The sequence below is a fragment of the Streptomyces sp. B21-083 genome, assembly GCF_036898825.1.
Classification (GTDB): domain Bacteria; phylum Actinomycetota; class Actinomycetes; order Streptomycetales; family Streptomycetaceae; genus Streptomyces.
In genome coordinates, this window is sequence record NZ_JARUND010000001.1 from 977,219 (window position 1) to 998,499 (window position 21,281).

General features: G+C 71.2%; 14 protein-coding genes and 5 pseudogenes. 11 read left to right on the plus strand and 8 right to left on the minus strand.

Annotated elements, in window-relative coordinates:
- Window positions 1-62 precede the first annotated feature (62 nt).
- The 4 genes and pseudogenes from QA861_RS04400 to QA861_RS04415 all read left to right on the plus strand — a co-directional run bounded on the left by QA861_RS04400 (window position 63) and on the right by QA861_RS04415 (window position 3,529).
- A complete protein-coding gene (locus tag QA861_RS04400; protein WP_334586863.1) occupies window positions 63-275 on the plus strand; it encodes a hypothetical protein in 213 nt (70 codons plus the stop codon).
- Window positions 276-374: 99 nt separating this feature from the next.
- Window positions 375-1,260: pseudogene (locus QA861_RS04405) on the plus strand (universal stress protein).
- A 383-nt stretch (window positions 1,261-1,643) separates the two neighbouring features.
- A complete protein-coding gene (locus tag QA861_RS04410; protein WP_334586864.1) occupies window positions 1,644-2,201 on the plus strand; it encodes an ATP-binding protein in 558 nt (185 codons plus the stop codon).
- On the plus strand, window positions 2,201-3,529 hold the full coding sequence (locus QA861_RS04415) for a PP2C family protein-serine/threonine phosphatase (RefSeq protein ID WP_334586866.1): 1,329 nt from the start codon (window positions 2,201-2,203) through the stop codon (window positions 3,527-3,529). Before QA861_RS04410 ends, QA861_RS04415 begins: the two co-directional genes overlap by 1 nt.
- Before the next feature lie 320 nt (window positions 3,530-3,849).
- Here the strand turns inward: QA861_RS04415 and QA861_RS04420 are convergent, their stop codons facing one another.
- The 7 genes and pseudogenes from QA861_RS04420 to QA861_RS04450 all read right to left on the minus strand — a co-directional run.
- Window positions 3,850-4,743: a universal stress protein gene (locus tag QA861_RS04420; protein WP_334586867.1), complete on the minus strand. Its 894-nt coding sequence runs from the start codon at window positions 4,741-4,743 to the stop codon at window positions 3,850-3,852.
- Window positions 4,744-5,258: 515 nt separating this feature from the next.
- On the minus strand, window positions 5,259-6,401 hold the full coding sequence (locus tag QA861_RS04425; protein WP_334586868.1) for a site-2 protease family protein: 1,143 nt from the start codon (window positions 6,399-6,401) through the stop codon (window positions 5,259-5,261).
- Between the two features lie 480 nt (window positions 6,402-6,881).
- A pseudogene (locus tag QA861_RS04430) lies at window positions 6,882-7,720 on the minus strand (glycoside hydrolase family 65 protein); the annotation flags it as partial.
- Window positions 7,717-8,481, minus strand: a complete 765-nt coding sequence (locus QA861_RS04435) for an HAD family hydrolase (protein ID WP_334586869.1) — start codon at window positions 8,479-8,481, stop codon at window positions 7,717-7,719. The gene QA861_RS04435 and the pseudogene QA861_RS04430, both read right to left, overlap by 4 nt.
- A gap of 211 nt (window positions 8,482-8,692) precedes the next feature.
- Window positions 8,693-9,052: an Hsp20/alpha crystallin family protein gene (locus QA861_RS04440; protein WP_334586870.1), complete on the minus strand. Its 360-nt coding sequence runs from the start codon at window positions 9,050-9,052 to the stop codon at window positions 8,693-8,695.
- Window positions 9,053-9,220: 168 nt separating this feature from the next.
- Window positions 9,221-9,907, minus strand: a complete 687-nt coding sequence (locus QA861_RS04445; protein ID WP_334586871.1) for a CBS domain-containing protein — start codon at window positions 9,905-9,907, stop codon at window positions 9,221-9,223.
- A gap of 129 nt (window positions 9,908-10,036) precedes the next feature.
- Window positions 10,037-11,651, minus strand: a pseudogene (locus tag QA861_RS04450) (sensor histidine kinase); the annotation flags it as partial.
- 240 nt (window positions 11,652-11,891) lie between these two features.
- On the opposite strand from QA861_RS04450, the pseudogene QA861_RS46980 reads away from it, so the two are divergent.
- Window positions 11,892-12,062 (plus strand): annotated as a pseudogene (locus tag QA861_RS46980) (sigma 54 modulation/S30EA ribosomal C-terminal domain-containing protein); the annotation flags it as partial.
- Window positions 12,063-12,234: 172 nt separating this feature from the next.
- Window positions 12,235-13,260, plus strand: a complete 1,026-nt coding sequence (locus QA861_RS04455; RefSeq protein WP_334586873.1) for a 6-phosphofructokinase — start codon at window positions 12,235-12,237, stop codon at window positions 13,258-13,260.
- A 67-nt stretch (window positions 13,261-13,327) separates the two neighbouring features.
- Here QA861_RS04455 and QA861_RS04460 read toward each other — a convergent pair whose 3' ends face one another.
- Window positions 13,328-14,218 carry a universal stress protein gene (locus tag QA861_RS04460; protein ID WP_334586874.1) on the minus strand — a complete coding sequence of 297 codons (891 nt, stop codon included), beginning with the start codon at window positions 14,216-14,218 and terminating at the stop codon, window positions 13,328-13,330.
- A 318-nt stretch (window positions 14,219-14,536) separates the two neighbouring features.
- Here QA861_RS04460 and QA861_RS04465 point away from each other — a divergent pair, with 318 nt between their 5' ends.
- The 5 genes and pseudogenes from QA861_RS04465 to fdhF all read left to right on the plus strand — a co-directional run bounded on the left by QA861_RS04465 (window position 14,537) and on the right by fdhF (window position 21,261).
- The gene (locus tag QA861_RS04465; RefSeq protein ID WP_334586875.1) at window positions 14,537-14,821 is read left to right on the plus strand and encodes a DUF1540 domain-containing protein; all 285 of its coding nucleotides are present in this window, start codon (window positions 14,537-14,539) and stop codon (window positions 14,819-14,821) included.
- A 237-nt stretch (window positions 14,822-15,058) separates the two neighbouring features.
- Window positions 15,059-16,111: a class I fructose-bisphosphate aldolase gene (locus QA861_RS04470; RefSeq protein WP_334586877.1), complete on the plus strand. Its 1,053-nt coding sequence runs from the start codon at window positions 15,059-15,061 to the stop codon at window positions 16,109-16,111.
- A 244-nt stretch (window positions 16,112-16,355) separates the two neighbouring features.
- Window positions 16,356-16,577, plus strand: a pseudogene (locus QA861_RS04475) (universal stress protein); the annotation flags it as partial.
- A gap of 314 nt (window positions 16,578-16,891) precedes the next feature.
- Window positions 16,892-18,577 (plus strand): NAD(P)H-dependent oxidoreductase subunit E, encoded by a 1,686-nt coding sequence (locus QA861_RS04480; RefSeq protein WP_334586878.1) that lies wholly within the window; start codon window positions 16,892-16,894, stop codon window positions 18,575-18,577.
- Window positions 18,574-21,261 (plus strand): formate dehydrogenase subunit alpha, encoded by a 2,688-nt coding sequence (gene fdhF / locus QA861_RS04485; RefSeq protein ID WP_334586879.1) that lies wholly within the window; start codon window positions 18,574-18,576, stop codon window positions 21,259-21,261. The genes QA861_RS04480 and fdhF overlap by 4 nt, the downstream gene beginning before the upstream one ends.
- The last annotated feature ends 20 nt before the right edge of the window (window positions 21,262-21,281 follow it).

A 21,281-nucleotide genomic window follows, 5' to 3' on the forward strand; every position in this document is an offset into this window, starting at 1 on the left:
CGGCCTGATCGCCCTCGCCGAGTAACGGCCCGACCCGTCACCACATCGTAAGGAAGCCCGACATGACGCAGAACCATCCCGAAGAACCCGATGCCACCACGCTCGGATCGGAAGACCGGTTGAGCAAGCTGGAAGCACAGGTGGCGACCCTGGCCGAGGCCGTCCGGGTACTCGCCCGTGGCCTGGAGAGCATCCCGTCAGAGGACGTTCCACCCGGGGAAGCGGCACGCGGGGCACGACTCGCCCACGAACTCCTGCTCGCCCAGGGCCTGTAGACGCACCGTAGCGCCGGAGAAGACGGAGTCGGCCCACAGCGGCCAGCACCAGCACCGGCCGACGCCGGGACGTACCGATCGAAGAAACGGGAGTCGGCGATGGCGCATGCACGAGAACGTAGACCGATCGTGGCCGGCGTCGACCCCGATCCGGGCAAGCGCATGCCGCTCGCCTGGGCCTCCGACGCGGCGGCCCGACGCCGCCTGCCACTGTTGCTGGTCCTGGCGCAGAACGTACCGACCGCCGGATACCGGCCGACGAACGGGCGGCCGTCCTGGGAGGAGTGGAACGAGGCGCTGCACGCTACGGGGGATCGCGCGCTCAAGGAGGCGGTGGCTTTCGTCGAGTCCCGGCATCCGCGGGTGCGGGTGTCCGGGGTGTTGGCCGAGGGGCATCCGGCTTGGGTGCTGCGTGAGCAGGGGCAGAACGCCACAGAGGTCGTGCTCGGTTCCTGGCATCTGAGCGCTCTCCAGGAGCTCTTTAGCGCCGCCGCCGTCGCCCTGCCGCTCATCGCCCACGCGCCCTGCCCCGTGGTAGTCGTACCGGAGCCGGAGCACATCACCCAGCAGCCACCGTACTTCGTGGTCGGCGTCGACGGCAGCCCTCAGTCCGCCGCCGCCGTCGACTTCGCCTTCGAGGAGGCCGCCCCTTCGCGGCGCGGCCCTGCGGGCCCTGTACGCGTGGCACCCTCCGCTGCTCGGCGTCCTGGACGAGGACGCGGCCGTCCAGGAGTGCCGGCGACTGCTGTCGGAGACGGTCGCCGGGTGCACCGCCGCCCACCCGGAGGTGGAACTGCACCGCGAGGTCGTACGAGGCCACCCGGTACAGGTCCTCACGAAGGCGTCCGAACACGCCCTCGGCCTGGTCGTGGGCACACGCGGGCACGGCGGCTTCACCGGCATGCTGCTGGGCTCCGTCAGCCAGGGCGTACTGCACCACGCGCGCTGCCCGGTCATCACCGTCCCGCACGCGTCCAACCAGTAGCCCGCAGTTCACCGGAAGGAGCTCTTCACGCCGGAACGCGAAACGCCAGCCATGTCCCGGCGCGGGTGCGCCGGAGGCCGCGGGATGCCGACCGGTCGGCGCGTGGTGCGGGCGTTGGCCCGGGGCGAACTGGAGGCGCGCGGCACGCTGTGCTGCCGGCGTGCGGTGAGTTCGTACCGGACGCCTCCCCTGCCCGCTGGGGTGTTTCTGACGGGTTGAACCGCGGCGGTGAGGTCGGGAGCTACTGCTCCGGCAACAAGAACGGGCATCCACCTGGCTTCGTTCGGGTACGGCGTGCCGCTTTCGAAGCAATGGGCGGGTTGGACTGTTTGACCGTGTCACGCTGTGGTCTTGTTTGATCACGGTCGTGTCAGGAGGCCAAGGTGTACCGCCCGCGTGAATGGCTGTACGAGCGGATTCTTCGTGGCTGCCGCGCGGACCTCACGGTCTCGGCGCGGGCGTTGGCCCCGCGCAAGGGCCGCCTCCTGGAGCTGATCGAGGACTCCGGGACGGGCAAGTCGCGTCTGCTGATCGGGGCGGGCACTGCCATCGCTGAAGCGGGGCGGCCCGTCCGATGTACGACAACCTCTGCCCTGGTCAACGAGCTCGCCAAGGCGGACGCGGCCAAGCGATTGAGCTCCGTCACCACCCGCTGCAGCAAGGTCGACCTGTTGTGCCTGGGCGAGTTCGGGTACCTGACCTGGACGAGAAGGGCGCCAAACTACCGTTCCGGATCTTCACTGAGCGGCAGGAACGCAAGGCCACCGGCGGTGGCCTCCAACATCCCGTTCAGCGAGGGGGACAAGACCTTCACCGACCTGAAGTTCTGCGCGGCGACCGTCGAACGGCTCGCCTGCATGGGTGCACTGATCCAGACCGGCACCGACGCCTGCCGGCTTAAGACCACCGAAACCGAACACCACACCACCAGGCGGCCGTGATGCCAAGGAACAGCGAAGAACCCCAGCAGCCGCCTGCCATGGAGCCGCGGCTGCGTCTGGGTGCCGAGCTGGAGCGGATCGCCGAGCAGCTCAGGTCACTGGCCCGGGCCCAGGACGAGTTGCACGATCTGTACGAGGCCGTCCTGAGCCGGGACGTCGAGCTGCCCGTCGTGCTGAGTTTGATCGTATCCACCGCGATCGACCTGGTCGGTGCCCGCTACGGCGCACTGGGCGTGCTCGACGAGGACGGCGACAACCTCGCGCTGTTCGTCCCCAAGGGCCTCTCCGAGCAGGAGAAGGCCGACCTGGCCGACGTGGCCCTTCCGCGCGGGCGCGGCCTGCTCGGGCACCTGATCACCCATCCCCACCCGCTGCGCGTCGATGACATCCCTGCCCACCCGGACTCTGCTGGTTTCCCGCCCGGCCACCCACCCCTGCGCACCCTGCTGGGAGCACCGATCAACATCCGCGGGAAGATCTACGGAGATCTGTATGTCTCCGAGCGGCTCGACGGCCGACCCTTCGACGCCCGCGACGAAACCTTGATCGTCGCGCTGGCCGGTGCTGCGGGCCTGGCCATCGACGACGCCCGCCTGTACGAGCAGACCAGCCTCGACGCCGAGCGGTTCCAGCGGCTCCTGCTACCGCGGCTCCCCGAGCACCTGGAGCCATTCGACGCTGCCGCCGCTTACGTCCCCGCCACGACCCCCGGCCACGTCGGCGGAGACTGGTACGACGCACTGCTGGTCCCCGACCAAGCCTGCGCCGCGGTCATCGGCGACGTCGTCGGACATGATCTCCAGGCCGCCGCCGCCATGAGCCAGGCCCGTAACATGCTGCGCGGACTCCTCTACGACCGGCACACCGCGCCCAGCGCCGTCCTCACCCAGCTCGACCGCGCCCTCCACGCCATTACCGACAATCCCGTCACCACCGCATGTCTCGCACGCATCGAACCCGGGCGACCGGCCGGTTGGATGCTGCGCTGGAGCACTGCAGGCCACCCCCCACCTCTGCTGATCACCCCCGACCGCCGGGCCCGCTACCTCCACGCCGACCCTGATCTGCCCCTCGGCGTCGACACCGCCCGCCCACGCCACGACCACACCCACCCCCTGCCTGCCGGAGCCACGCTGATCTTATTCACCGACGGGCTTGTCGAACACCGCGAGCACCCGATCGAAGAGGGCCTGGAACGCCTCTCCGCCATCGCTGCCACCCACGCCGCCCTGCCCCTGCATGACTTCGTGCAAGCACTGGCCGACCAACACCCCAGCGACGGCCACGACGACATGGCCATCCTCGCGCTGAGCATCCCGTACATCTGACCCCCAGGCACACAAGAGGACCGGGCCCACCGAACCACGCCTGGCAAGGAAGGAAGCGGCCCGAGGGACTCGTAACCGCCGATCCAACGAGCAGCCACCTCGCGTCCCGGCCGGCACTCACGGCGTCTTCGCTGCAAGAACGTGGTGGTCATGGATCGGATCCACGGCCTGCCGCACCAGGCATGCGGTCGACGGCACCTGACCGCACGGCTCCCGCCGACGACGCCCCTGTTGGCGCCTTCCAGGCTCCGCGGGTGGGCGACCTGTCCGGGCAGGCTGACGTGCGCGCCGCACCGACAGATTCCTGCCGTCGCGGGGTGTCAGACGGCCCCGTCCCCGGCAGGGTGCGGCACGATGACGACCGGGCAGGGTGCATGGTGCATGAGGCCCTGACCGACCGAGCCGAGCAGCAGTCCGGAGAATCCGCCCAGCCCGCGACTGCCCGCCACCAGCACCACCGCGCACTGGGCCGCGTCGCTGAGCACCCGAACCGGGTGGCCGCGGACCACCGAGTGCCGGAGGTCGACCTGGGGGTACTTCTCCCGCCAGCCCGCCGTGGACTCCACCAGCACCCGACGCACTTCGTCCTCCACCTCCTCCGAAGAGACATCGCGGAGATGGGTCGGCTGCCAGGCCGAGACCGCGACCAGACGGGCCTCGCGGAAAGCAGCCTCCTCGAAGGCGAACCGCACCGCCTCCGCCGACACAGCCGAACCATCCACACCAACCACGACATCGGGCGGAGCGTGCGTCACCAGCTCCGGCGCGCGGACCACGACGACCGGGCACGGTGCGTGCGTGACCAGCGGCTCCCCCACCGACTCGCGGCTCAGCAGATCCCGCACGATGCCGCGGTGCCGCGAGCCGATCACCACCATGGAGCTGCCCGGTGCCCGGGCCCGCAAGACGTCCACCGGAGAGCCATCGGCCAGCTCGGCGACCACGGTGAGCTCCGGATGCCGTCCAACGGCAAAGTCCCGCGCCTCCTCCAGCACCGTCGCGTAGACGGTACGAATCGCCGGGCCCCACGACGTCCACAAGGACGTCAGCTCGGCAGAACCGCCCTCCAGCCCGGGCGCGTCAACGGCGAGCACCACATGCAGCGGCAGACGCCGAAGCGCCGCCTCGTCCGCCGCCCAGGCCAGGGCCAGCCCGGCGGCAGAAGTGGCATCCACCCCGACGACAACCGCCCCCCGCACATGCGACGTGCTCATGATCCCGTTCCCTCCCTCAGCTCGATGCGCCGCGTTCGGGCGTCGGTCCACGTGGTCATCCCGAACGGAGTGCGCTCGTCTTCGACGGCCCCCAGCCGAGGTGCCGGAGCGGTTTCGATTCGGGTTGGGCGGGGTCGTCGGATCGGGGACGATGGTCGCCGTTGACGAGCGGCAGTCGCCGGCCCTCGCACTCGCGCCGCAATGACGGCCGCAGCGAGGTCACCGCTGTGAGCCTCTGCCCTCATCGGTGGGTCGGGAAGCTCGTCGCCCTGGCCAGCCGCAGCCACGACGCCCAGACGCCGCGCGAACGTCGCCTCACTGCGCGCCAGTGCACGACGCAGTCCGTCCCGTAGATCCGCATAGCCCGCGGACGCAGTTGTCGTGCCGGCCTCGTTCAAGTCTGGCTTCCGAATTGCCACGCCCGGATCAACGACCAGTTGCGAATCGTCGCAGTGCGCCACATGAGCGATACCGCGCCTCTGCGACGCGTCCCGCCCGAGGGTGCCGGGCCAGGTTCACAGACCATCGCGTCGCCCGGGGGCGGTGTTCATCAGCCACGCCACCGTCCGGCTGACGTCCGACAACGAGACGATTCCGACGAGCCTGCCGTGATCCAGGACCAGGGCCCGGTGCTCGGCGCCCGGCTCCATGCGCGGCAGCAAATCGGCCAGCGGACTGTCCAGCTCCACCATGGTGGTCTGCGACAGCGGCACCATCACCTCCCTCACCGTCACGGCGTGGGCATCGGCCTGTGGCACCTTTCTGGCGCTGTCGAGGGTCACCAGCCCGACCGGGGTCCCGTCATCGGTCACCGGGAACGCCGAATGCCGGTAGCGGTAGCGCGCATCGGTGATGAAGCCCGCGACCGTGGTGTCCGCGGGAACCGTGAGAGGTTCGGACGTCATGGCGTCCCGCACCGGGACACCGGCGAGCACGCCGCGCAGCTGGGCCTGCCGTCCCTCGGCGGTGGCCGCCGCGATGAGGAACCAGCCGATCAGCGCCAGCCACAGACCGCCGAACGCGCCGGTCCTCATGAACGCGATCAGCCCGAGCGCCACGAGCAGCCACCCGAAGACCCGCCCCGCCGCGGTCGCGCCGGCTGTCGCCCGCAGCCGGTCTCCCGTGCGCCACCACAGGAACGCGCGCAGCAGCCTGCCGCCGTCGAGCGGGGCGGCGGGAACGGCGTTGAAGATCGCGAGCAGGACGTTGATGCCTGCCAGCCACGCCACCATCTCCACCACGATCCCGGACGCGGACACCAGGTCGAGCAGCCAGGCGCAGAGTGTGAACAGCCCACCCAGGAGGAGGCTGACGAGAGGGCCGACGCCGGCGATCCTCAGCTCCGCGCCGGGGCTGGACGCCTCGGACTTGAGCCGGGCCGCTCCGCCCAACAGCCACAGGACGATGTCGTCCACCTCGACCCCGTTGCGCCGGGCCACCACGGCGTGCGCCAGCTCATGTGCGAGGAGGGAGGCGAAGAAGACCACGGCGGTGCAAAGGCCGGCCGCCCAGTACACCGCCCAGGCACGCCCTGGATACGTCTCCGGAAGGCGGCCCTGTGACAGGCCGAGCGCGATGATGCCGAAGATGAACAGGACGCTCCAGTGCACGCCGACCCGGACCCCGGCGATCCGTCCCAGAACGAACGTCGCCCGCACAGCTCTCTCCCCTTGCTCGAACCGTCACCTGGCAGACAGCCGTCCCGCTGCGACCACCGCCCCGCCGCGCGCCGGACGACGGGACTGCCCGAGGGTCAGGAGCGTCGCCCCGGCTGGCGCACAGAGAGTGGTACGCGGTGTCGCACCACGTTGTCGTTGATCACGCGCTCGCCTCGCACCTCTCGCTGCGCGGATCCTCCTGGCTTCCAGTACACCCTCGGGCCCACGGCTTCGCGCGCTGGAGGAGCCTGGACGGCACGTCGGGATGCGACCGCGTCCGTGAGGTCGCACCGGTTCGTCGACGCCGTGGCTCGCAAGTTCGACCCTCCAGCGGAAGCTGACGACTTCCTGATCCGGCCGTTTGGGACGACACCAGCCGGGCGGTTCCCGGCGAGCGGCCGATCAGCCGCGGGGGACTACGGCCACCGGGCACTGCGCGTCCTGAGCGCCACCTGTTCCGCCGTTCCGAAAGGATGGTCCGTCGAATCCGGGCGCGGCGCCCACCCGGTCGACGACGGCGTCCAGCGGGTCGCTGATCGCGGGGTCGCGGGAGGTGTGCACGGCGACGGTCTTGTCGACGGTCACGGTACGGCCAGGGGGCAGGAGCAGGCGGGTGCGCTGCACGGCGCATCCGGACCGGTGCGCGTGCGACACCGGTCCGTCGCCGGTCAGCCGGGCCGCCATCGCGATCCGGATGTCCGAGGTACGGGTACGGCAGCGCAGCCACACCGTATCCGGGGCGGCGCCGCCCGCGTGCACGTGGGTCAGATGACGGCCGTCCAGGTCCCGGTAGCGCGGCACACCGGAGTTGGTGACACCCCCGTCGAGCGCGGCCTCGACGTCGAGTTCGCCGGCGAAGCCCTCGGCGGTGAACTCGGTGCGCAGGACCGCCAGATGAGGGTCGGCCATGTGTACCAGCTGTTGCTGCCGCAGCGCCAGTACCCGCCCGTCCCCGAGCCCGTACCGCGTCCGGCGCTCCAGCAGACCTGAGGACAGGTGCAGGACGTGCCGGTGGTCGAGGACCGTCGCGGTGTCCGGCGTCAGCCATTCCTCCCGTCCGGCGGGCCGGAAGCGCAGCGGCAGCCAGTTCGGCAGGTTGACCATGTCCTCGTTCTCGACCCAGCGCCCCGCGACGTCCGAGGTGAGCCGGCCGTAGCAGCCGGCCGCGCGTAGGTGCCCGGGTAGTGCACGCCGTCCGCAGCGCACTCCGGGAGCGCCCCGCGCGTGGCCAGGTAGCCGTTGCCCAGGGTGCACAGCGACTCCCGAAGGCGCTCACCGAAGGGTTCGTAGCCGTCGTACTCCCAGGTCCAGAACGTCACCGCCGCAGCCCTTCGTCCGGTTCGAGCAGTTCCGCGAGATCGTGTACGACGATGTCGGCGCCGTGCCGCAGCAGGGCTGCCGCGGTGTCCGGGCCGTGGGCGCGGTCCACGCCGACGACGAGGGCGAACCCGCCGCGCCGACCGGCCTCGACCCCGGCCAGGGCGTCCTCCACGACCGCGCAGCGCCCGGCCGGCACGCCGAGGCGGCGCGCGGCCTCCAGGAACAGGTCGGGGCGCGGCTTGCCCGCGAGGCCCAGGCGGGCCGCCTCACCCCCGTCGACCAGGGTGTCGAAGAGGTCCAGCACACCGGCCCGGGTGAGCAGCTCGCGGGCGTGGCGGGAGGCGGAGGCCGCGGCGACCGGTGTCGATGCCCGGCACAGGGCCCGCACCAGCCGTACCGTGCCGGGGTAGGCGGCGATGCCGTGCGCGCGCAGCCGTTCGGTGAACAGCCGCTCCTTGCGTTCCGCGACGGCGCGCACGGTCTCCGCCACCAGGTCGATGTCTCGTGAGGCGAGGAAGGCGGCGGCTCCGTCGAGCCGGGACCTGCCGTCCACGTACCGCAGGTAGTCGTCGCGGGCGTCGAAGGGACGCCGCTGTGCGGGGTCGGCGGGCGGGTGCACGGCCAGTTGCTCGTCGAAGGCGGTCTTCCACGCGGCCGCGTGCACGCGGGCGGAGTCGGTGATGACCCCGTCGGTGTCGAACACGACCGCGTCGACGCCCCGCAGCGCGGGCGCGAGCACGTCGGGGGGCCGGACGGTCATCGCTGCTCCCCTCACGGTGGGTGGGCCGAGGGACGACGGAGGATCTTTCACGCTGATGGTGCTTCCTCGGGCTCTCGGCAGCCTGGGGAAGCCGACTGCGGTTCGGCGGCGCCCAAGGGGGGCGGGGCCGTGGCGATGTGCGGACGTGCGCGCGGCAGGGTCGCCCCGACCTCGCCGCGCGACACCTGGTGCGGTCCGGCATGCCCTGCCCTCAGCCGTGCCACACCGGGATGGTCCTGGTCCCCGTCTTCTCCTCCGGGACCGGGACAGTCAGGACACCGTCCTTGTACTCCGCGGTTGGCTCCTCGCCTCTGGCTCCGGCGGGCAGCCGGAGGGAGCGGGTGAAGGTGCCGTAGCGGAACTCGGTGCGATGCTTCTCGGTGGTCTTCTCGGTGCGCTCGGCCCGCAGGGTCAGCACCCCCTCGGTGACGGTGATCTCGACGTCCTCGGCGGGGTCGATGCCAGGGAGTTCGGCGCGCAGCGCGTGCGTGCCGTCCGCGAGTGCTCCTCGACCCGGATGCCGTGCGGTCCCGGAAGGGTGTGCGTCCCGGGGAACCCTGCCTCGGCCCACCCGAACAGGTCGGGCAGCGCCGGCCAGCCCGGGAAGCGCTCGATCATGCCGCTCATGCCCCTTCTCCCTCCTCGGTTCCTGCCTTTCGCCACTTCCAGGGTCCCGCTCCGGGCCTGGGGAGTGCGTGGGCCGAACGGCCCTCTCAAGGGCCCGGCGGGATCTGGCGGTTCACCGCGCCGGCAGGTCGGGGTCGAGGTTCGGGCGGCGCAGTGGGCCCTCCAGCTCGCAGTTCACGTCCACCACGCCTTCGACGGCCCGCACCAGGCGGACGACGAGCGGGACGAGTGTGGTGTCGCGGACATGGCCGGTGAGGGTGACGACGCCGTCGTGGACCTCCACGCCGATGGGGCGCACGGGAACCGCCAGCAGGTGTGCGGCGATCTCGTGGCACACATCCGCGGCGATGTCCTCGTCGCCGCGCAGGAACACGTCGAGCAGGTCGGAGCGGCTCACGATGCCCTTCAGCACGCCTTCGCCGTCGACCACGGGCAGTCGTTTGACCCGGTGCCGGGCCATCAGCCGGGCCGCCTGGGCGAGGGTGGCGTTCGCGGCGACGGTGACCGCGGGGCTCGTCATCAGCTCCCCGGCGGTCACCGCGCGGGCCTTGACCAGGCCGAACCCGTCCGGAGACGGGACCCGCGCGTCCGCCGGGTCCCGGTCGCGGAACGCCTCCTTGGGCAGCAGGTCGGCCTCGGAGACGACGCCGACGACCCTGCCGTCGGCGTCCAGCACGGGCAGCGCGCTGATCCGATGGCGCCGCATGGTCCTGGCGATGTCCTTGAACTCCGCCGCGTCACGCAGGGCGACGACGGTACGGGTCATCACGTCGTCGACGACGTACGGGGTGCCGGGCATGGCGTCCTCCCGTGGTGCTGGGACTCCCATGGTGCTGGGATGCCTTCGCGACACCTCCAGGGTCGGACATCCCGGGGACCCGGCGCTTGGGCCGAGCGGCCCATACTCCTTGCCGCGCCGACCTCCTTGCTACGCCGACGCGACGGGCACCCACCAGACCAACGCTGTGCCACCGCCCTCAGGACTGCTCAATTCCAGCTCGCCCCGAGCTGCTGAGCCCGCTCCGCCATGTTGCGCAGCCCGCTGCGCCGGCCGTCGGCCGGGATGCCGACGCCGTTGTCGGTGACCGTGAGACGCACCCTGCCGGAGCCGGCCGTGAGGACGACGTCGGCGCGGTCGGCGCGGGCGTGCCGGGCGATGTTGGTGAGGGCCTCGGAGAGTACGGCGGCCTCGTGGTCGGCGGTCTCGCGCGGCACGTCGGTGTCGACCAGGCCCTCCATCCGCACACTGGGCGCGAAACCCAGCACCGGCGCCGCCTCACCGGCGATCCGCGCGACACGCGCCCGCAGCCCGGTCCCGTCGGAGCCGTCACGCGAGCGCAGCCCGAAGATCGTCGACCTGATGATCTTGATGGTTTCGTCGAGGTCGTCCACCGCGCGCACCACGCGTTCGGATGCCTCGGGGTGCTCGATGAAGCGGCCCGCGCTCTGGAGGGTCATGCCGGTAGCGAAAAGCCGCTGGATCGCCAGGTCGTGCAGGTCGCGGGCGATGCGGTCGCGGTCCTGGAGCACCGCGACCTCCTCGGCGTCCGCGCGCCGCTCCGCCAGCTCGATCGCGACCGCCGCCTGCGCCGCGAAGCCCTTCAGTGGTTCGATCTCCTTGCCGGAGAACGCCGTGGCGCCGACCTCCCGGACCAGCAGCACGACGCCCCGGACCGCGCCGGGGTCCGTCCCGATCGGGACGGCGACGGCCGGGCCGAGTGCGGCGAACCCGGCGGGCTCGGACGACACCCTCCCCGAGCCTTCGGCCGGGGGGACTCCCATCTCGCCGCGCTCGTCGTGGGACCCGTCGCCGCTGGTGACGGGGGTGCCGGAGGTGAAGGCCGCACCGATCAGGCCGCCTTCCCCGGGCACCACCAGGCCCCGGTGCGCCTCCGCGTCCGTTCCCACCGCGAGTTCCATGACGAGCGAGTCGGTCTCCGCCATCGGCACCGCGACCACGGCCAGCGCCGCACCCGTGATCTCCCGAGCCCGGTCGGCGATCAGCCCTCCGCGTTCGCCTGCAGCCAGCGCTCCCGCAGCCGGGACTCCTCGTACAGGCGGGCGTTGTCGATGGCGACGCCGGCCGCGACTGCCAGGGGCGACGTGACCGAGATGTCCTCCTCGTCCAACTGCGCCCCGCCCCGCTTCTCGGTCAGGTACAGGTTGCCGAAGACCTGGTCGCGCACCCGGATGGGAACCCGGATGGGAACCCCGAGGAAGGTGTTCATCGGCGGATGGTTGGGCGGGAAGCCGTAGGACGCCGGGTACTCGGAGATCTTCGCCAGGCGCAGCGGCTCCGGGTGGTGGATCAGCTCGCCGAGGATGCCGTGGCCCTCCGGGTAGGGGCCGATCCGGGCGATCTGCTCCTCGGTGACGCCGATGGTGTGGAAGGCGGAGAGCCGCTTGCCGTCGGGGCCGATCACGCCGAGTGCGGCGTACTCGGCGTCGACCAGCACAGCGGCGGCCTCGACGATGCTGTGCAGGGCCTGTTCCAGGTCCAGTTCCCGGCCGACGGACAGCACCGCTTCCAGCAGGCTGTGCACCAGGGCAGACCGCCACACAGGCCGTCGACCTGCCCCAGGACCGGTTGGCAGAACAGCCCGCCCGGCTGGCCGAGCGCTGGGAGCCCTGCTGCGGCCGGATGCCCGGCCCCCGGGCCCGAACGAGTGGCGGCACGGCGGTGAACCCATCCACCGCCCCGACCACTACCCGCGGGCCGCGGCCCGCGAGGGAACGGCAGGTCGTCCGCCACAAGTCCTTCTCCCCGCAAGGAAACACCGCACGAGGCGGCCTTTGAGATGGAGTCGATGGACTACGGCTTCCATCTGTTCACCGACGCCGATTCCGGTGAGGACAGCCTGCTCTGCTCCGCACGGGGTTGTCCCGGGCCCGGTCACACAGGTCGCCCGTCCGACACGGCCCGCACCTGTCCAACGAGTCCAGGCCGCATTTAGGGCCGGGCAGAAGTCCCCACGAGCGAGCTGCCTGGATCTGGCGTCCGTCGAGTGGCCACTGCGGATCGAACGGAGGGAGGCTGATAGCAGGCGATTACGTACCCCGACAGCGGTTCTCGATCTCCGATGAGGCCGCAAACAGGCGGGGTGACCAGCGGATGGGAGTAAGCCCATGAAGGTCGGAGTACTGACCGGCGGCGGTGACTGTCCCGGCCTCAACGCCGTGATCCGCAGTGTCGTCCGCAAGGGCGTCCAGGAATACGCCTTCGACTTCGTCGGCGTACGGGACGGCTGGCTCGGTTTGCTCCAGGGTGATGTCATGCCGCTGGACATCTCCAGCGTGCGGGGGATTCTCCCTCGCGGCGGAACCATCCTCGGCTCCTCCCGCACCAACCCGTTCAAGCACGAGGACGGGCTGCGACGCGTGCAGGACACCCTTGCCACGCACGACGTGGACGCGCTCGTCGTGATCGGTGGCGAGGACACACTCGGTGTGGCCACTGAGCTGAGCCGGCAGGGGATCCACCTGGTCGGCGTGCCGAAGACCATCGACAACGACGTCTCCGGCACCGACTACACCTTCGGCTTCAACACAGCCGTCGGTATCGCGACCGAGGCCATCGACCGTCTGCACACCACTGCCGAGTCACACATGCGCGCCCTGGTGGTGGAGGTGATGGGGCGGCACTCCGGGTGGATCGCACTGCACGCCGGCATCGCGGGCGGCGCTAACGTGATCCTCATCCCGGAGCGACCGTTCGACATCGATCAGGTCTGTGATCAGGTGAAGAGCCGATTCAAGATCAACTACGCGCCGATCGTCGCCGTGGCCGAAGGGGCCGTCCCCAAAGAGGGGCAGATGATCCTCAAGGATCGGTCGCTGGACGAGTTCGGCCATGTGCGGCTGTCCGGCATCGGTGAATGGCTGGCCCAGGAGATCTCGGAACGTACCGGCAAGGATGCACGCACCACGGTGCTGGGTCACATCCAGCGCGGCGGCACCCCGAGCGCCTTCGACCGGTGGCTGGCCACGCGCTTCGGGCTGCACGCCATCGACGCGGTCAAGGACAATGACTTCGGCGTCATGGTCGCCCTGCAGGGCACCCGGATCGTCCGACTCCCCCTCGCCGATGCCACGGCGCAGACCAAACTGGTCGATCCGTCGCTGTACGACGAGTTCGAGGTGTTCTTCGGCTGACCGGCCCCGGCGCTCACCCGATCGCTGCCGGACCTGCCGATCCGCCACCAGACCTCTGGTCCGGCCGCTATCCGGCGTGCGGTACGACCGCCACCGGGCAGCCGGCGTGGTGCAGTACGGCATGCGTGACCGGCCCCAGTCGGCCTTCGGCCGCCTGCGGATCGGTGCGGCGGCCCACGACGAGCAGGGCCGCGTCCCCGGACGCGTTCAAGAGCGCTTCCGCGGGGTGGAGCATCACGACATCGGTGCGGACCGTCACACGGGGGTACTTCTCCTGCCAAACGCGCAGCGCGTCGGAGAGCTGCAAGACCTCCTGGTCCTCCCACGTGGCGCGGTCCTCCCCGGTCACCACCAGCGTCCGCGGAGAGACGGCCTCGGCAGGAAAGGCCCATGCCTGGACCACCCGCAAACGTGCTCCGCGTGCCGCAGCGGCCGAGAACGCGAAGTCCGCCACCTCACGGACCGGGCGATGCGCGTCGAACCCCACCACGACCCGGGCAGCGCCGCGCGCCGCATTCACCCCTTCTCTGAAGGCGCCGGGCCGCTGGGGGACCAACACGACAGGACATGGGGCTGCTGCCGCCATCCGCAGGGCCACCGAGCCGACCGCGAGACCGTCGAAACCGCCTGTCCCCCGTGTGCCGACGACGAGGAGCCCGGCAGCGCGGGCCGCGACGAGGAGAGCCTCGGCGGGGGCGTCATCGGCCTGCTCGCCCCGCACCTCGACATCCGGGTAGCGGTCGCCGAGGTCTGCTACCACGCGCTCGAGCATCTGCGCACCCATGTGATGCAGCCTGTCCAGGGCCGGACCCGGCACGGTGGCGGGTCCGGGAAGCCGCGGGAAGGCATGGAACAGGCGCAGCGGAACGCCGCGCAGCGCGGCCTCCCTCGCGGCCCAGTCGGCTGCCGCCGAACTGCGTTCGGACCCGTCGATGCCCGCCAGCACAGGGTGACTCATCGTGTCCTCCTTCGCCCGGCCTGCACCTCCGCGGGCGTCACACGGCTCGTGGCTCCTCCTCTCCACTGTTCCACGGCAGGATCGCTCAGGCGCCCGGACCCGATGCGGGTTCCACGCAGGTCCTGGCGGCGCGCATCGCAGCCACATCCGTTCAGGGTCCGTAGGACGGCTCACGCGTGTTGTCCCGTTCGGCGGAAGCCCGCTGGCCGCCGGTGGCGCCGACGAACACGATGGACGTGTTGGGCCCACGCTCCCGTCAGCCGCTCACCGCTCGCCGCCCCCGAGCCGGACAAACACCGACACCCGGAGACTGCCGCCATGAAAATGCCCGTCGTGACCGAGTGCGCGGTCGAGGACTGTGCCTACAACCGGGACCGCGCCTGCCACGCTCTGGCCATCACCGTGGGCGACATCCAGCACGCACACTGCGACACCTTCTTCACCTCCCCGGCCAAGGGCGGCGACCGGTCCGCCACCGGCCGGGTCGGCGCCTGCAAGATGTCCGACTGCCGGCACAACATCGACTTCGAATGCCGCGCCCCCGGCATCGCCGTGGGCTACCAGCAGACCGACGTCGACTGCCTGACCTACGCACCCGCCTGAGCCCCATGGGCACCACCAGCGGGCATGACCGCTGGTGCTCCCGACGGGGAGGGGACATGGCACGGGGCATGGATGATCACGGCTGTGCCCGCGTCGCCGCTGAAGCCGTCAAGACGCCGAACAGGCGCGTACGAACGGACGTACATGGGTCCGGCGGTTACGGGAACCCGGGCCTCACCCCTCGGCAATCCGCGAGCCTCGCACCTCGGTAATCCGAACGACCGGAGAGGCGAGCCTATGACCGACATCCAAGCCTTGCTGGGCAACGAGGCCAAGGACCTGCTGGCTCATACCGCCCAAGGAATTTCCAAGGAAGACCTGGTACTGCCGGGCCATGACTTCGTCGACCGGACCGTGGCCGCAACCGACCGCTCGCCCCGGGTGCTGCGCAACCTGCAGTCCCTCCTCGACCACGGCCGTCTGGCCGGCACGGGGTACGTGTCGATCCTGCCGGTCGATCAGGGCATCGAGCACTCCGCGGCGTCGGCGTTCGCCGCGAACCCCCGCTACCTCGACCCACGGAACATCGTCGAACTCGCCATCGAGGGCGGCTGCAACGCGGTCGCGAGCACACTCGGCGTGCTGGGGGCCGTGTCGCGGCGCTACGCACACAAGATCCCGTTCATCGTGAAGCTCAATCACAACGAGCTGCTGACCTACCCGAACCACTACGACCAGATCATGTTCGGCAACGTCGAGCAGTGCTTCGAACTCGGTGCGGCCGGTGTCGGCGCCACGGTCTACTTCGGTTCGGAGCAGTCAGACCGCCAGTTGCAGGAAGCCAGCGAAGTCTTCGCGCGGGCCCATGAATTGGGCATGTTCACCGTGCTGTGGTGCTACCTGCGCAACCCGGCGTTCAAGAAGGACGGCGTGGACTACTCGGTGTCGGCCGACCTCACCGGGCAGGCCAACCACCTCGGCGTGACCATCCAGGCCGACATCGTCAAGCAGAAGCAGCCGGAGAACAACGGCGGCTACACCGCACTGGACTTCGGCAGAACCGACAAGCGCCTGTACAACAGGCTCACCACCGATCACCCGATCGACCTCACCCGCTGGCAGGTGGCCAACTGCTATATGGGCAGGGTCGGGCTCATCAACAGCGGCGGTGCATCGGCCGGAAAAGGGGACCTCGCGCAGGCCGTACGGACGGCAGTGATCAACAAGCGGGCCGGCGGTACCGGGCTCATCACCGGCCGCAAAGCCTTCCAGCGGCCCACCGACGAGGGCATCGAACTCCTCCACGCCGTCCAGGACGTCTACCTCGACGACAGCATCACTGTGGCCTGACTAGGTCCCAGTCCCCCCGGCTTCCTCCGAGGTCACAGCCCGGCGCGGCCGCCCCTGTGCGTGCGCGGATCAACAGCCACCGGTTTTCTGCCATGGCGTCGCGATGGCGCCGTACCTCGTCCACAAGAATGGCGGCCGTGCCGGCCGTCGCCATGCACGGCACAAGTACGTCATCAGTCGCTGAGGATCCCTTGCTCTTCATTCTCATGCTTACGACGGAGCGTCTCACCCAAGGCTTACAGAGAGGGAGGAGAAGTACCCGGGCGTGAGCGTGAAGCACAAGGTCGTGCACGGCGGGACGCGTGAGGCGCTGATCGACGCGAGCCGCACGGCCCAGCTGCTTGTGGTCGGTGCTCGCGGACGCGGCGGCTTCTCCGGCCTGCTGCTGGGGTCGGTGAGCCAGGCCATGCTGCATCATGCGCACTCCCCCGTGGCGGTAGTCCGAGGTACTGGCGGTAGCAGCTGACCAAGTGCCGAGGTGCCGCTCTGCCGTGCGCGCCCAGCACACCGCACATCGTGATCGGGGCTGGGGCGCTTTCACCGGGTGACCCGGCAGGATGCGAACTGCGGCAAGGGCCTCTGGAGGGCGTTGACGACGGAGGCGACGAGGCTCGGCCCGGCGGCGGCATGTGACCGGCTGCTGAGTCCGCCCCCGTGACTCCCGGCTTCGAGGTCACTACGGCTTCACGAGAACGGCAGGTAAGTCCCTCCCGCACGGGTGCTGGCCGTGCGGGCTGGTGCCGGGATGCGGCCTCGTCCCGCTGCCTCCACGATGAAGGCATGGTTCCCGTCGGTCCTGCCGACCGTTTCGACGCGTTCCGCGCCCTGGCCGACCGGCGCGGGCGGCCTGGAGACCGGTTGATCGAGTCCCTGGCTGAGGCCAGGGCGGGCACACCGGACCGCCCCGAGAGCTGGGCTCCAACTGTCGCTGCCCAAGCCGGACTTCCCGCTGCCGCCGCGCTCGGACCTGCCAGTTACTACGCGGACCTCGCCACCCCGCACAGCCGCCGTCATGTCCGGGTGTGCGCCGCGACTGCCTGCTTCGCGGCGCAGGCCGGACGACACCTCGCCGATGCCCAGGACGCGCTGGGCGTCATCCCCGCCACGGCCTCGCCGGAAGGTGACGTATCGATGCAGGCCGTCCGCTGTCTGGGCTACTGCTACGCGGGGCCCGCGGCGCTCGACGGCGACACGCCCTGCGCAGGTCCGACTCTCGCTGGTCAGCTCGCCGGGCGGGAGCCACCGCGGGCACCGAACATCCCGGTGACCGATGACACCGGTGACCCGGTTCTGCTGGGCGGTGTGCTCTGCGGTGAGCCCGCGTGGCAGGTGTGGCCGGGGACGGTGACGACGGGAACCCCGGACGAGGTTCTCGGCGAGGTCGCGGCGTCAGGGCTTCGAGGGCGTGGCGGCGCGGGTTTCCGGGTGGCGGCGAAATGGGAGGCGGCCGGCCGCGCGCCCGGCACCGTGGTCGTCGCCAACGGCGACGAAGGGGACCCTGGCTCCTACGCCGACCGGCTGTTGATGGGGGCCGACCCGGAGCGGGTGCTGGAGGGGTTGGCCCTGGCCTGTTTCGCGTGCGGGGCCCGCCAGGGCGTGGTGCTGGTGCGGTCCGAATACCCGGCCGCTCTGGCACGGATGCGGGAAGCAGTGGGGCACGCGTATGCCGACGGCCATCTCGGCCCGTCCGTGCACGGTACGGCCACCGCGCTGGACATCCGGGTTGTCGAAGGCGCCGGCTCCTACGTCGCCGGTGAGGAGACCGCGCTCATCGCGGGGTTGGAGGGCGGTCGGGGATGCGCCCGGCCGCGCCCTCCGTACCCGACCGAGCGTGGCCTGTGGGATGCGCCGACCGTGGTCAACAACGTGGAGACCCTGGCGGCCGTGCCGTGGATCGTCCGGCGTGGCAGCGAAGCGTACGCGCGGCGCGGCACGCCCGCCGAGACGGGGACCAAACTGGTGTGTCTCTCCGAGCGGTTCGCCCGGCCGGGTTGTTACGAGGTCGAGCTCGGCACTCCGGTGCGGCGGATCGTCACGGAACTGGGCGGCGGCCTGAAGGACAACGCCGAGCTGGCCGCACTCCAGGTCGGCGGCCCACTGGGCGGGTTCCTCGCCGCCGACGCGCTGGACGTACCTCTGTCGGAGGCCGGACTGTCGGCCCGGGGCGCCGCCCTGGGCCATGCCGGTCTGGTCGCCTTCGATGAGCGCGTGGCGCCGGAGGACGTGTTGCGGCACGTATGGGAGTTCGCCTCGGCCGAAAGCTGTGGGGCGTGCTCGCCGTGCCGGGTCGGCTCGCGCCGCGGCCTGGAGATGGCATCCGCCGGGACTGCGCCGGTCCGGGAGTGGGGTCGGCTGTCGCGTGTCCTGGCCGAGGCGAGCCTGTGTGCTTTCGGACGGCGGATCGCGCCCGCCGTGCGCAGTCTTGCCCGCGCCTACGGGGATCGGCTGGCGGGGTGGGGCCCATGACCCGCATCGCGATCGAGGTCGACGGGACCGGCGTCGAGGTGCCTGAGGGTACGTCGCTGCTGGCAGCGGTGCGGGCGGCCGGGGTCGAGTTGCCGGCGCTCTGCTCCGACGACCGGCTCAGCCCTGCCGGGTCCTGCCGTACGTGTCTGGTACGGGCCGACGGGCACGTCGCGGCGGCGTGTGTCACCCCGTCGTCGCCCGGCGCCCGGATCGAAACCACGACTGATGATCTCGTGCGGCTGCGCCGGGACTCGGTGGAGGTCATCGTCTCCGCTCTGCCGCCTCGGGCCCTCGCCGAGGGCAACCCCAGCGAACTGGCCCATGTCTGCGAGTCGTTGGGTATCGCTCCCGAGACGGCGCAGGGTTCCGGGGGCCGAGGCGGGGACGACTCCCACCCGTACGTCCATCTCGACCGGGACCTGTGCATCGCCTGCGGCCGGTGTGTGCGGATGTGCTCCGAGGTGCAGGGGACGTTCGCCCTCACCCTGGTCGGCAGGGGCGGCGACACGGTCGTGGCCCCCGGCACCGGCGGACCCTGGGCGGAGTCGGACTGCGTGGCCTGCGGCGGCTGTGTCGACACCTGCCCCACGGGAGCGATCATCCAGCCCGGACCGGCGCGCGGCCTCACCTCCGGGGTCGGGCCCGCGGCGGCCCGGACGCGCACCACCTGCGGTTACTGCGGCGTGGGCTGCACCCTCGACGTGGTCACCCAGGACGGCGAGGTCGCGGCGGTGCTGCCCGCCCGGGACGGCCCGGTCAACCACGGACACGCCTGCGTGAAGGGCCGCTTCGCCCACGGATTCCGCACGTCCCCGGAACGGCTCACCCAGCCCCTGCTGCGGCGCGCCGGCGCCCTGGAACCGGTCGGCTGGGACGAGGCGCTGGCCCACGTCGCCGGAGGACTGCGTGCGGCCGTCGACACGGGAGGCCCGGATGCCGTGGCGGCGATCTCCTCGGCCCGTGCCACCAACGAGGAGAACTACCTCGTGCAGAAGTTCATGCGGGTGGTCATCGGCACGAACAACGTCGACAACTGCTCCCGGCTCTGCCACTCCCCCTCCGCCGCCGGCCTCACGGCATCCTTCGGACTCTCCGGCGGCACCGACAGCTTCGACGACGTCGAGCGGGCCGACTGCCTGCTGGTGGTCGGGGCCAATCCCGTCGAGGCTCACCCGGTGGTCGGGGCCCGACTGCTCAACCGCGTGCTGCACGGAGCCAAGCTGGTCGTCGCCGACCCGCGTGCTGTCGGCCTTGCCCTGCACTCCGACGTACATCTGGGGCCCCGCCCCGGCACCAACGTCGCCCTCTTCCACGGGCTCGCCCACATCCTGCTCGCCGAAGGGCTGACCGACGAGGAATTCCTGCGCGCACGGGCGACCGGGCTGCCGGAGCTGACCGAGCTGCTGGCCGACTATCCGCCCGACCGGGTCGCGGACATCACCGGCGTACCTGCCGCGGACCTGGTCGCCGCCGCCCGCCTCTACGGCAGGGCCGAGCGGCCGGCCATCGTCTACGGCCTGGGCGTGACGGAGCACCTCCACGGCACCGACGGTGTGCGGTCGCTGGCCAACCTGGCGATCCTGCGCGGCGCCGTGGGAACCGACCGGGGCTACGGGGTCAACCCGTTGCGCGGCCAGAACAACGTCCAGGGTGCCTCCGACATGGGCGCCCTGCCGGACCTGCTGCCCGGGTACGGAAAGGTGACCGACCCGGCCGTCCGCTCGCGGGCTGAGCGCGTCTGGGGCGTAGCGGTCCCCGCACGGCCAGGGCTTCGGATCCCGGACATGTTCGCCGCCGCACGAGCCGGAGACCTGCGGGCGCTGTGGGTCATCGGCGAGGACGTCTGCGCCACCGACCCCGACGCCAACCACGTGGCCCAGGCGCTGGACGCCTGCCCGCTCGTCGTCTGCAACGAACTGTTCCTGTCCGAGACCGCCCGGCACGCCGACGTCGTGCTGCCGGTCGCCTCCTGGCTGGAGAAGGACGGGACCTTCGTCAACTTCGACCGCAGGTTCCAGCGGGTCCGCCCCTCCGCGCCCCCGCCGGGAGAGACCCGGACCGACTTCGACATCGTCCGGGCCCTCGCCACGACGATGGGAGTCGACCTGGGCTGCGCGACTCCCGCCGACGCGCTCGCCGAGTGCGCACGACTCGCGCCCGTCTTCGCCGGGCTCTCCCATGACCGACTGGACCGCGAGGGCGCCGTGCCATGGCCCTGCCCCGACCCCGACCGCCCCGGAGAAGCCAAGCTGTACCTGGAGCGCTTCGCCACGCCGGACGGCCGGGCCCACCTCGCCGCCACCCCCTACCTCCTGCCCGGTGAGCAGCCCGACGACAGCTATCCGCTGGTCCTCGTCACCGGACGGCGCTGGGCGCACTACAACTCCGGGAGTATGACCCGGCGCGGCGGCAACCTCGCCCTCGATCCGGTCGACTTCCTCGACCTCCACCCGGACGACGCCGCCCGGTACGAGGTGCGGGGCGGCGAGCAGGTCACGGTGGAGAGTCGGCACGGCCGAGCCCGGCTCATCGCCCGCGTCAGTGAACAGACAGCTCCCGGCCAGGTCTTCTGCTCCTTCCACTTCCCCGCGAGCGGAGTGAACCGCCTCACCTCCGACCACGCGGACACCGTCACGTCCTGCCCCGAGTACAAGGTCACGGCCGTCCGCGTGGCCCCGCCGTGACGGCGATGGTCTGAGGCACT